This window comes from Sphingomonas sp. SP2 (genome assembly GCF_058313385.1).
Window position 1 is genome coordinate 313,656 of sequence record NZ_JBZFLD010000002.1, and the last position, 12,116, is coordinate 325,771.

Annotated in this window: 12 protein-coding genes; 11 read left to right on the forward strand and 1 reads right to left on the reverse strand. The window is 65.5% G+C overall.

The features are described from left to right. The first annotated feature begins 137 nt into the window (after positions 1-137). From uvrA to AC4GYU_RS12230, 11 genes are all read left to right on the forward strand, one after another. Positions 138-3,158: an excinuclease ABC subunit UvrA gene (gene uvrA, locus AC4GYU_RS12180; RefSeq protein ID WP_491087220.1), complete on the forward strand. Its 3,021-nt coding sequence runs from the start codon at positions 138-140 to the stop codon at positions 3,156-3,158. A 366-nt stretch (positions 3,159-3,524) separates the two neighbouring features. Then, positions 3,525-3,887 (forward strand): hypothetical protein, encoded by a 363-nt coding sequence (locus AC4GYU_RS12185; protein WP_491087221.1) that lies wholly within the window; start codon positions 3,525-3,527, stop codon positions 3,885-3,887. A 561-nt stretch (positions 3,888-4,448) separates the two neighbouring features. Next, positions 4,449-5,375, forward strand: a complete 927-nt coding sequence (locus AC4GYU_RS12190; protein WP_491087361.1) for a reverse transcriptase domain-containing protein — start codon at positions 4,449-4,451, stop codon at positions 5,373-5,375. 1 nt (position 5,376) lies between these two features. Next, positions 5,377-5,592 (forward strand): DUF5654 family protein, encoded by a 216-nt coding sequence (locus tag AC4GYU_RS12195; RefSeq protein ID WP_491087222.1) that lies wholly within the window; start codon positions 5,377-5,379, stop codon positions 5,590-5,592. A gap of 292 nt (positions 5,593-5,884) precedes the next feature. Then, complete coding sequence (locus AC4GYU_RS12200; RefSeq protein WP_491087223.1) at positions 5,885-6,769, forward strand: hypothetical protein; 885 nt, start codon at positions 5,885-5,887, stop codon at positions 6,767-6,769. Positions 6,770-6,830: 61 nt separating this feature from the next. Next, a complete protein-coding gene (locus AC4GYU_RS12205) occupies positions 6,831-7,409 on the forward strand; it encodes a NifU family protein (protein WP_491087224.1) in 579 nt (192 codons plus the stop codon). A gap of 64 nt (positions 7,410-7,473) precedes the next feature. Then, entirely contained in the window at positions 7,474-8,652 is a 1,179-nt protein-coding gene (locus tag AC4GYU_RS12210; protein WP_491087225.1) for an acetyl-CoA C-acetyltransferase, read from the forward strand. Further along, entirely contained in the window at positions 8,601-9,803 is a 1,203-nt protein-coding gene (locus AC4GYU_RS12215) for an NAD(P)/FAD-dependent oxidoreductase (protein WP_491087226.1), read from the forward strand. Before AC4GYU_RS12210 ends, AC4GYU_RS12215 begins: the two co-directional genes overlap by 52 nt. A gap of 1 nt (position 9,804) precedes the next feature. After that, complete coding sequence (locus tag AC4GYU_RS12220) at positions 9,805-10,122, forward strand: 2Fe-2S iron-sulfur cluster-binding protein (protein WP_491087227.1); 318 nt, start codon at positions 9,805-9,807, stop codon at positions 10,120-10,122. Between the two features lie 43 nt (positions 10,123-10,165). Beyond that, positions 10,166-10,618, forward strand: a complete 453-nt coding sequence (locus AC4GYU_RS12225; RefSeq protein ID WP_491087228.1) for a copper chaperone PCu(A)C — start codon at positions 10,166-10,168, stop codon at positions 10,616-10,618. After that, positions 10,608-11,243, forward strand: a complete 636-nt coding sequence (locus tag AC4GYU_RS12230; protein WP_491087229.1) for an SCO family protein — start codon at positions 10,608-10,610, stop codon at positions 11,241-11,243. The genes AC4GYU_RS12225 and AC4GYU_RS12230 overlap by 11 nt, the downstream gene beginning before the upstream one ends. On the opposite strand, the gene AC4GYU_RS12235 is transcribed toward AC4GYU_RS12230, so the two are convergent. Next, positions 11,240-12,103 (reverse strand): alpha/beta fold hydrolase, encoded by an 864-nt coding sequence (locus tag AC4GYU_RS12235; protein WP_491087230.1) that lies wholly within the window; start codon positions 12,101-12,103, stop codon positions 11,240-11,242. The genes AC4GYU_RS12230 and AC4GYU_RS12235 overlap by 4 nt on opposite strands. Positions 12,104-12,116: the final 13 nt, after the last annotated feature.

The following is a 12,116-nucleotide window of genomic DNA, read 5'->3' on the forward strand; positions in this document are numbered from 1 at the left end:
ACGGCCGGCACGACCATGGAGCCGCCTTGCCTTCGCGCGCGTTCGTTCCCATCTCGCCCCTTCACGCCGTCCCGCTCGACCCGCGCCTTGCCGGGACAGGGATTGCCTCTAGAACGAAAACGGAACAAACTCCCTCCATGCTGACTCACATCACCGTCAAGGGCGCGCGCGAACATAACCTCAAGGGCGTGGACGTCGCGATTCCCCGCGACCAGCTGACGGTGATCACCGGCCTCTCGGGCTCGGGCAAGTCGAGCCTCGCCTTCGACACCATCTATGCGGAAGGCCAGCGCCGCTACGTGGAGTCGCTCTCGGCCTATGCCCGCCAGTTCCTCGAGATGATGCAGAAGCCCGATGTCGAGCATATCGACGGCCTCTCGCCCGCCATCTCGATCGAGCAGAAGACGACCAGCCGCAATCCGCGCTCGACCGTCGCCACCGTGACCGAAATCTACGACTATATGCGCCTCCTCTGGGCGCGGGTCGGCATTCCCTATTCGCCCGCCACCGGCGAACCCATCCAGGCGCAGCAGGTCAGCCAGATGGTCGACCGCGTCATGACCCTCCCCGAGGGCAGCCGCCACTATCTGCTCGCCCCCGTCGTCCGCGGCCGCAAGGGCGAATACCGCAAGGAGATGCTCGAGTGGCAGAAGGCGGGCTTCACCCGCGTCCGCATCGACGGCACCTTCTACGAGATCGACGAGGCCCCCGCCCTCGACAAGAAGTACAAGCATGACATCGAGGTGGTGGTCGACCGCATCGTGGTGCGCGACGGCCTCCAGACTCGCCTCGCCGACAGCTTCGAGACCGCGCTGAAGCTCGCCGAGGGCCTCGCCTATCTCGACCCCGCCGATCCGCCCGCCGACCCCCCGGGCGCCGAGAACACCGGCGTCGCCGAGGTCCTCCACAAGGCCGCCGACCGCGCGGTCCTCGCGACCAACGCGCCCCCGGGCCGCATCACCTTCTCCGAGAAGTTCGCCTGCCCCGTCTCGGGCTTCACCATCGCCGAGATCGAGCCGCGGCTCTTCTCGTTCAACGCGCCGCAGGGCGCCTGCCCCGCCTGCGACGGCCTCGGCGAGCGGATGGAGTTCGACGAGGACCTCGTCGTTCCCAACCATGACCTCAGCCTCGCCAAGGGCGCGGTCGTGCCCTGGGCCAAGTCGCAGCCCCCCTCGCCTTACTACATGCAGGTCCTCTCCAGCCTCGCCCGCCATTATGGCTTCGAGCTGCAGACCGCGTGGAAGGACCTCGATCCCGCCCACCAGCATGCCATCCTCCACGGCACCGGCGGCAAGGCGATCACCCTGCGCTTCGTCGACGGCCGCAAGAGCTATGAGGTCAAGAAGGCATTCGAGGGCGTCATCGGCAATTTGAACCGCCGCCTCGCCCAGACCGAGAGCGCGTGGATGAAGGAGGAGCTCTCCCGCTACCAGGCCGCGCATCCCTGCGAGACCTGCCACGGCGCGCGCCTCAAGCCCGAGGCCCTCGCGGTCAAGATCGCCGGTGAGGACATCTCCATCGCCGTCCGCCGCTCGGTCGCCGACGCCTACGCCTGGTTCGGCGCCTTGGAGCCCAAGCTCACCCCCCAGCACCAGGAGATCGCCCGCGCGATCCTCAAGGAGATCAACGAGCGCCTCGGCTTCCTCCACAATGTCGGCCTCGACTATCTCCACCTCGACCGCACCAGCGGCACGCTCTCGGGCGGCGAAAGCCAGCGCATCCGCCTCGCCTCGCAGATCGGCAGCGGCCTGTCCGGCGTCCTCTACGTCCTCGACGAGCCCTCGATCGGCCTCCACCAGAAGGACAATGACCGGCTCCTCGAGACCCTCCAGCGGCTGAAGTCGCTCGGCAACACCGTCCTCGTCGTCGAGCATGACGAGGACGCGATCCGCACCGCCGACCATGTCATCGACATGGGCCCCGGCGCCGGCGTCCACGGCGGCGAAGTCCTCTATTCGGGCGACCTCGCCGGCCTGCTCGAGCGCGAGGACAGCCTCACCGCCGACTATCTCTCGGGCCGTCGCGCCATCCCCCTGCCGGCCAAGCGCCGCAAGGGCTCGGGCAAGAAGCTCACCGTGGTGAACGCCCGCGAGAACAACCTCCGCGGAGTCACCGCCTCGGTCCCGCTCGGCACCTTCACCTGCATCACCGGCGTCTCGGGCTCGGGCAAGTCGAGCTTCACCATCGACACCCTCTACGCCGCCGCCGCGCGTAGCCTCAACGGCGCCCGCATCCTCGCCGGCAAGCACGACAAGGTCACCGGGCTCGAGCAGCTCGACAAGGTCATCGACATCGACCAGTCGCCGATCGGCCGCACCCCGCGCTCCAACCCCGCCACCTACACCGGCGCCTTCACCCAGATCCGCGACTGGTTCGCTGGCCTCCCCGAGGCCCAGGCCCGCGGCTACAAGCCCGGCCGCTTCTCCTTCAACGTCAAGGGCGGCCGCTGCGAGGCCTGCACCGGCGACGGCCTCCTCAAGATCGAGATGCACTTCCTCCCCGACGTCTACGTCACCTGCGACGTCTGCCACGGCAAGCGCTACAATCGCGAGACTCTCGAGGTCACCTTCAAGGGCAAGAGCATCGCCGACGTGCTCGACATGACGGTCGAGGACGCGGTCGAATTCTTCAAGGCGGTCCCCGGCATCCGCGACAAGATGGCGATGCTGGCCGAGGTCGGCCTCGGCTACATCAAGGTCGGCCAGCAGGCGACGACCCTGTCAGGCGGCGAAGCCCAGCGCGTGAAGCTCGCCAAGGAGCTCAGCCGCCGCGCCACCGGCAACACCCTCTACATCCTCGACGAGCCCACCACGGGCCTCCACTTCGAGGACGTCCGCAAGCTCCTCGAGGTCCTCCACGCCCTCGTCGAGCAGGGCAACACCGTGGTCGTGATCGAGCACAATCTCGACGTCATCAAGACCGCCGACTGGCTGATCGACCTCGGCCCCGAGGGCGGCGTCAAGGGCGGCGAGATCGTCGCCGTCGGCACCCCCGAGACCGTCGTCCAGGAACCCCGCAGCTTCACCGGCCACTATCTGAAGCCCCTCCTCGACCGCCCCCGCACGGACGCCGGTGCCGAGAGCCCCGCCCTGACCCTCACCGCGATCGACCCCCCCAAGCGCGGGCGGCGGAAGAAAGTGGTGGAGGGGGTGGAGTAGCAAGGACAGGTCTGGCAGGCTTTTCGCGAGCCTTTCACTTGACCAGTTAGAGAGTTTCGGATTTGTTCGAAGCGTGTCATCTTTTAACGATTTCCGGTGCGGCTGCTCATTGGCCTATCTCGCGGCCACAGCGCTGTGACCCAAACATATACTCGACCTATTGCTGAAGCTGATTGGGCTTTCGCTGCAGAGAAGACAGCACAACGGCTTCGAGTATTCGTTGCCGGCCCGCTCATCAGCAAGTCATGGACTGAAGAAGAGTGGTCGAAGCAGCGAGCATCGAGTAGGCTCCGATTATCCGTTAAAGACTACATAGAGAGTCAAGGTCACTCAGTTGTACTTGGTGAACACAGAGGTGTGATTGAGATGGCAGATAAGACCATCCCACTTACGCCAAGTGCTGTCGTGACAGAAACCTATCTAGTTGCTCGCAGTTGTCACTGTATCGTTATCATACCCGATAGTCCCGGATCGTTTTGTGAACTGGGTGCATGGGCCCATCATAAAGATGTCGCCTCCAAGATGCTGATTCTTGGGCACAACGCTTACGAGCATGAAACAAGCTATGTGAACCCGAGTGTGTTTGCGCTCGCTTCGACGTTCGGAGCCATTATCCGTTGGGTCGATTACAATGACTTTGAGACAGCTAAGCCTGCCCTCGTAAGCTTCATCGAGACGTACACGCAGCGGGCTTTCATTCAAAAGGTGATGAGTGGCTCCACCCCTTAACCGACACGCCATTGTGGTGTTAGCTATTAAACTGGTACAGCCCGGTAAACTTGCTGATGTAGTTGAGGGTGTCCGTAGGATTCTTCCAACAAATCCGAATTACGATCAGTTGAAGAAAGACGTTCGCAACGAGTTGCAGACTCTACTTGATGCTGGCCTTGTTAACGATTACGAGGGTCAACGCTACATCTTGAGCGCTGCTGGGGAGACTCAAGCAAATACATCAGGGATCGCTTATCTGATCGAGGCTCGCCGAATGTACTTGCTCAAAGAGACAAGGCGTAGCAATCTACGGATGCGGAGCAGCACACGCGATAGGTCACTGTCGCAGTGATCGTAGGCTCTATGGTCTGGCGTAAACAGGCACGCATCTGGCTCGGCGACCATCTGTGGACGCAGCCCCAGATGGTCGCCGAGCCAGATGCGCGCTCAAAGCAACTGGAAAGTTGGTAAATAGTGCTGCTCCGCACCTACCCACTCATCACACATCCCGCTTTCATAAGGCATATTGAAAACGCATACCGCGTTGCCACTTCGCAAAACATCGTCCCCGCCGCCGAAGTGCCCGTTCATTGCCCAAGAATCAGGTCACCGTACGATCTCGCTGATTATCTTAGCGTAAGCCCACTGCTTGTAAGAAGTTTTGTCGCTCGTAAAGAAAAGCATTACCGCTCTTTCGATGTAAAGAAAAGGTCGGGTGGCATTCGTACTATTGACGCGCCTAGGACATTCATGAAGGTTGCGCAGTGGTGGATACTTGATACAGTTCTAAACTGTAAGGACGAACTCGAATTCGTTTACGGATTTGCTCGCGGAAAGAACTTCATTGAGAATGCGCGCCAACATCATGGCAGCGTACACGTGCTCAACGTTGATGTGAGGGAGTTTTTTCCATCGATAGACAGACTGCGCGTGGTATCAGTTTTTCAGTCGCTTGGTTACGAGACCACCGTAGCGAACTTCCTAGCCGAGGTCTGCACTCTTGATGGTCGCTTGCCGCAGGGCGCACCGACAAGCCCTAAGATAAGTAATTGGGTTCTTCGCGATTTCGATATTGCAATGCGTGAGCACGCCGAATCACTAGGCTGCAAATACACGCGCTACGCAGATGACCTTACATTCTCATCGCATAAACGCATACCTGAACACCTAGTAGATGATATTCGCTTGAAGCTTGCAAGCGTCGGCCTTGAGCTAAATGATGATAAGACAAAGTTTATGGGTCGAAATCAGATCAAGGAAGTGACGGGCCTAATACTTGCGGACGAGTCGGTTGCTCTTCCACGCAAATACTTGAACGGATGCCGCGGTTGGTTTCATGCAATTGCACAGATGCCTGAGTATTTTCAGGCTGAGCAGCAGAGAGTGATGGGTACACTGACTCTGCTCAAGCAGGTGGGTGGAAGAGGCACTTCTAAAGTTCTTCAGCGGGGAGAGTCAGCCTTGGAGGCCTTACGTAGCACATCGGCGCCCAAAATCGTATGGTAATGTGCAAGAGCAAATCAGATACTCGTCTGCTGCGTATCTATTGCACTCCATCAATCTGACAAAAACTCGCGTAAACCCCCGCGCCGCCATTCAGACTATGATCGCCCTTGCCTCCACCTCGCTCGGGCTGGTTGCGGCGCTGGTGTGGAATGAGGCGATCAGGGCGACGCTCGCCTACCTTAGCCTCGGCGACAGCCTCGCCGGCCTCTACACTTAAGCGATCATCGCCACCGTCATCGCCGTCGCGGTGCTGGTCTGGCTCAGCAATCTCGCCGCCCGCGTCGGCGGGGATGCGGTGTTTCAGCGGGAAGCGCAGGGATAAGGTTTAGAGCGAACGGGCCGTCACGGAGTAAATCCGTGACGTCGATCAGGCTGGGCTGGCGCCCACCTGTCGGCCGGCCGGCTCCGCGGCTCCTCGCGCTGCCTCGGCCTTGCTGACGCAAGCCCGCCGCTGCGCTCCGCGCTCCGCCTCCTTGACTAGTAGGATTTCAAATGTCCTACCCTGGTCGATGCCACAGACACCCGCCGCGCCGGCCGCTTCGCCTGTCCCCTTCCGCTTTCCGCTCGACGCCGACGTCGGCGATGTCGCGGTGGGGCCGGGCGGGCATCGCTACCGGCTCGACTATGACGATCGCTGGTGGCCCTATGGCGACGGCCATCCCGACCGAACGCCCCTCCCCCATGTCCCGCCCGACGATCCCGAGCGGATCGCGGCCGAGCTTGCCGCCTCCAACGCCAAGCGCAGCCGGATCGAGGCCGAGGAAGCCGCCGCCCGCGCCCGCGCCATCGCCGCCGCGCAGAGCCGCTGCCGCAAGGCCGAGGCCCGCGACCTCCTCGCCGCGCAGGACATCCGCCACGATCCCGAGGACATGGGCGCGAGCATCTACGAGGGCGAACATGCGGCGGTGATCGCCGAGACGCCGCCCGGCCAGCGGATCGACGGCTGGACCGCCGAGCGGCGGGTGCTGTTCCTCGAGCGGCTCGGCGAATGCGGCTCGATCCAGGCCGCCGCGCGCGCCGCGGGCGTGTCGCGCCAGTCGGTCTACAAGTTGATGCCCCGCGCCCCCGCCTTCGCCGCCGCGGTCGCCGAGGCGCTGAAGAGCAGCTGCGCAATTCTTGCCGACACCCTGTTCGACCGCGCCGTCCACGGCCACCAGGTGCCCGTCGTCTACCAGGGCGAGGTGGTCGCGACCCGCACCGTCCACCACGACATGCTCGGCCTCTATCTGCTGCGGGTGCGCGATCCGCTGAACTTCGCGCCGGTCGACGAGCTCGACCGCTGGCTCACCCGCCGCGGCCTCGAGGAAGCCCCGACCGAGGTGCGGAGTGTGTCAACTTCGTCAACTTCGCCCTCGCTCCCACCCGGCTCCCCGGCGCAGGCCGGGGCCCAGTAACCCCCTGTTGCGCTTTCCCGCCGGGTTGCGCGCCGCTCGCCTTCCCACCACATAGCCCACCATGCTGATCCAGACCGAGCGCACGCCCAATCCCTCGACCCGCAAGTTCCTCCCCGGCCAGACGGTGATGGAAGCGGGCAGCCGCGACTTCCCCGACGCCGCCAGCGCCGAGGCGAGCCCGCTCGCCGCCGCTCTGTTCGCGACCGGCGAGGTCGAGGGCGTCTTCTTCGGCCGCGACTTCGTCTCGGTCACCGCCAATCCCGACGTCGACTGGGCCGGGCTCGAGATCGACGTGGTCCAGATCCTGCTCGACCATTTCGTCTCGGGCGCGCCCTTGTTCGCGCCGGGCTCGGCCGCGGGCTTCCATGTCGCCGCCGACGAGGAAGCGAGCTTCGACGAGGATCCCGCCGACGCCGAGATCGTCGCCCAGATCAAGGAATTGCTCGAGACGCGGGTCCGCCCGGCGGTCGCGCAGGACGGCGGCGACATCGTCTATCGCGGCTATCGCGAAGGCCGGCTGTTCCTCGCCATGCAGGGCGCCTGCGCCGGCTGCCCCTCCTCGGCGGTGACGCTGAAGCGCGGGGTCGAGAATCTGATCCGCCATTATGTCCCGGAGGTCGAGACGGTCGAGGCCGTCTAGAGGCTTTCGCGGGGCGGCTTTCCTTGGCACGGTGCGGGCCGAGCCAGTATCGGAGAGACGCCCCATGCCCGCCGCCTATATCGTCGCCGCCGCCCGGACCGCCGGAGGGAAGAAGGGCGGCGCCCTCAGGGACTGGCACCCGGCCGACCTCGGCGCCAGGGTCCTCGACAGCCTCGTCGCGCGCTCCGGGATCGACCCCGCCGCGGTCGAGGACGTGATCGCCGGCTGCGTCGGCCAGGTCGGCGAACAGAGCTTCCACATCGGCCGCAACATGGTGATGGCCAGTTCGCTCCCCGACAGCGTCCCCGCCGTCTCGATCGACCGCCAGTGCGGCTCGTCGCAGCAGTCGATCCACTTCGCCGCCCAGGCGGTGATGAGCGGCACCCAGGACGTGGTCATCGCCGCCGGCGTCGAGAGCATGACCCGGGTACCCATGGGCCTCGCGGTGATGCTCCCGCTCCAGGCGGGGATCGGCACCGGGCCCTGGCCGCAGTCGATCAGGGACCGCTACGGGGTCACCGAGTTCAGCCAGTTCACCGGCGCCGAGATGATCGCGCAAAATTACCAGATGAGCCGCGAGGCGCTGGACGCCTTCGCCCTCGAAAGCCACCGCCGCGCCGCCGCCGCGACCGAGCGGGGCGACTTTGCGGACGAGATCGTCCCGCTGACCATCACCGACGCCGACGGCAACGAGCACAGCCATGTCCGCGACGAGGGCATTCGCTACGACGCCTCGATGGAAGGCCTCGGCAGCCTCAAGACGCTGAAGCCCGACGGGGTCATCACCGCCGGCAACGCCAGCCAGATCTGCGACGGAGCGAGCGGGGTCATGGTGGTGAGCGAACAAGCGCTCAAGGACCATGGCCTGACCCCACTGGCGCGGATCGACCATCTGACGGTCACCGCGGGCGATCCGGTCATCATGCTGATGGAGCCCATCCCCGCCACCCGCCGTGCGCTCGAGCGGTCGGGGCGCAGAATCGAGGACATCGACCTCTATGAGGTGAACGAGGCCTTCGCACCGGTTCCGCTCGCCTGGCTCCGGGAGATCGGCGGCGACCCGGCGCGGCTCAACGTGAACGGCGGCGCGATCAGCCTCGGCCATCCGCTCGGCGCGAGCGGAACCAAGCTCATGACGACCCTCATTCACGCACTCCGCAAGCATGGCAGCCGCTATGGCCTCCAGACCATGTGCGAGGGCGGCGGGATCGCCAACGTGACCATCGTCGAGGCGCTCAACTGACCAGCTACGATGTCCTGATCGTCGGCACCGGCCATGCCGGCGTGTCGGCCGCACTGCACCTGCGGCAGGCGGGTTTTGCGGGCGGTATCGCTCTTCTCGGCGAGGAGCGCGAGCTTCCCTACGAGCGGCCGCCGCTCAGCAAAGACTATCTCGCCGGGACCAAGGCGCGCGACGATTTCCGCTTCCGCCCGGCAGGTTTCTGGGCGGACAAGGACGTGACGCTCATCCCGGGCGAGCGGGTTGTCGCCATCGATCCCGAACGTCGTCGCGCGACCTGCGGATCGGGCCTCGAACTTGGCTATGGCGAACTCGTCTGGACCGCGGGCGGGCGGGCACGGCGCCTGCCCGGCGCCCATGCGGTAAGGACTCTGGCCGACGTCGACGCGCTGAAGGCCGAGCTTGGCGCTGCCGGGCGTGTGCTGATCATCGGTGGCGGCTGGATCGGGCTCGAAGCGGCAGCGGTGCTGGTCCGGCAGGGCAAGAAGGTGACCCTCGCCGAGCGCGAACCTCGCCTGCTCGCGCGTTGCTCGGGCGGCGCATTGTCCGACTTCCTCGTCACCCGTCACCGCGCCGAAGGCGTCGACATCCGACTCGGTCAGTCTGCGCCAGCGGCGGAGGAGTTCGACCTCAGCATCGCAGGAATCGGGATCGAGCCCGAGGCAGGTCCCCTCCTCGACGCCGGGGCTGAGGGCGGTGACGGGGTCATGGTCGATGAATATGGCCGGACCAGCCTGCCCCACGTCTGGGCGGCGGGCGACGTCGCGCTCCACCGCAACCGGTTCGGACCCGACCGCCCGATCCGGATCGAGTCGGTCCAGCATGCCAATGACCAGGCGGCCACTGTGGCGAAAGCCATCGCCGGCGTCCCTGCTCCCTATGCGGCCATGCCCTGGTTCTGGTCGAACCAGTATGACCTCAAGCTCCAGACGGTCGGCCTCAGCCACGACCACGATGAGGAACTGGTCCGCGGCGACCCCGCCAGCGGCCGCTTCAGCATCCTCTACCGCCGGAAGGGCAAGGTGATCGCGCTCGATTGCGTCAACATGGTCCGCGACTATGTGCAGGGGCGGCTGCTGATCGAGCGCGGGACGATCGTACCGACCGACTGGCTCACCGACCCTGAACGCCCCCTCAAGAGCCTGGTGGAGTGACATGCCGATCATCAACGTGACGACCCGCGACGGACGCTCCAAGGCGATCGAGGGCACCAGCGGCCGCTCGCTGATGGAGAACCTCCGCGCCGGAGGGATCGAGGAGATCCTCGCGCTGTGCGGCGGCTGCTGCTCCTGCGCGACCTGCCATGTCTACGTGGGTGAGGAATGGACCGGGGCGCTCCCGCCGATGAGTGACGACGAGGACGATCTCCTCTCGACCAGCGGCGCCCGCGAGGAGAATAGCCGCCTTTCCTGCCAGATCCGGCTGAGCGACGCGCTCGACGGGATCGAGGTCACCGTCGCGCCCGAGGACTGAGCGGGACTGGACCCCTTCCTTCCGGCTAACTAGATGGCCGGTCATGAAATTCCTGCCTGTCATCCTCGCCCTCGGCGCCCTTGCGGTCCCGGCCGCCGCCAAGGCGCCCACGCACCATGTTTCGGGCTATGTGAGCGCCGGAATCGCGAGCAGCGCGGCCTATGTCTCCATTCACAATGCCGGCCCCGGCGCGGATCGGCTGATCGGGGCAAGCAGCAGCGCCGCCCGCTCGACCACCATCCACACCAGCAGCAATGTCGGCGGCGTGTCGCGGATGCGCTCTGCCGGTCCGCTCGCCATTGCGGAGGGCAAGATGCTGACGATGGCGCCGGGTGGAATTCATATCATGCTGGTGGGATTGAAGGCGCCGCTTCGTCCCGGCACCAGGCTCCCGCTGACGCTTCGGTTCGAGAAGGCCGGGGCGGTCTCGGTGAGCCTGCCCGTCACTCCGCCCGGCAGCGGCAATCCCTCGGGAGCGGGCCATCATGGACACTGAGGCGCCGCGCAAGAGTACGGTCACCAAGCTGCGCTGGCTGCTGTGGGGGCTGGTCGCGGCGGCGCTCATTGCCTTCGCTTTCCTGCTGGCGCGGCCGGCCCCGCAGTGGAGCCGAACGCAGCCGGGCAGCCCGAGCTTCACGCTTGGCGGGCCCTTCACCCTCACCGGCACCGACGGCAAGCCCTTCAGCAGCGCGGCGCAGCTGGCGGGCAAGCCCTATGCGCTCTTCTTCGGCTTCACCAATTGCCCCGACGTCTGCCCCAATACGCTTGGTCGGCTGGCCAAGCTGCGCAAGGACCTCGGCAAGGGCGACGACGCCTTCCGGATCGTCTTCGTCTCGGTCGATCCGGCGCGCGACACGCCCAAGGTCATCGCGGACTATGTCCAGCTGTTCGGCACCCCGATCATCGGCCTGACTGGCACGCCCGAGCAGGTCGCGGCGGTGGCGAAGCAGCATGCGGTCTACCAGCAGAAGGTCGCCGACAAGGGCGCGCCCGACGGCTACACCATGGACCATTCGAGCCAAGTGCTGCTGTTCGGTCGCGACGGGAAGTTCGTCTCGACCATCGCGCTCGAGGAGGGCAATGACGTCGCCCTCGACAAACTGAAGCGGATCGCTTCCTAGCCGCGGACCTTGGCCAGCAGCCGCTCGACCGCGGCGATGCTTTCGGGTTCGTCGAAGCTCGGCGCATGGCCGACCTCGGGCACGGTCACCAGCTCGGCATTGTCGCCGAGCTCGGCGATCATCCGGTCGGCTACCTCGGCGCTGAAGAGATCGCTCAGTTCGCCCCGCAGGACGGTGACGGGCTTGCCCTTGAGGTGCGCCAGCCACGGCCAGAGGTTGGGCTGGGTCGCCTCGTTGGCCGCGGCGAAGGGCTCGGCGATCGCCATGTCATAGTCGAGGCCGACCTGCCCATTCTCCTCGCGGCAGCAGCGGCGGGCGAAGCGCTCCCAGTCGGCGGCGTTCCAGCGCGGATAGACGTCGCCGGCGCGCTCGGCGAAGGCGGCGCCCGCGGCGGCAAAATCGGGCCAGTAAGCGGCCTTGCCGACATAGGTGCGGATCCGCTCGATGCCGAGCGGGGACACTTCGGGGCCGATGTCGTTGAGGAGCGCGCCCGCGATCCGCTCCTCCTCCATCGCGCCGATCAGCATGGTGACGAGCCCGCCGAGCGACGTCCCGACGAACACCGCGTCGGCGATGCCGAGCTGGTCGAGCAGTTTCAGCACGTCCCGGGCGTAGGTCGCGGGCATATAGCGCGAGGGATCGGGATCGGGCGCGCTCTGCCCGCGGCCACGGAAATCGACCGCGATCACCCGCCACTCCCCGGCGAAGCGGTCGGCCACAGGCTCGAAGTCGCGGGCGTTGCGGGTCAGGCCCGGCAGACAGAGGATCGGCGGCTGGTCATGGTCGCCGCCCGCATAATCGCGATAATGGAGCCGGAGGCCGTCGGCGCTGTTGTAACTACGGTCCTCGAACGACGCCACCGGCCTCTCCCCT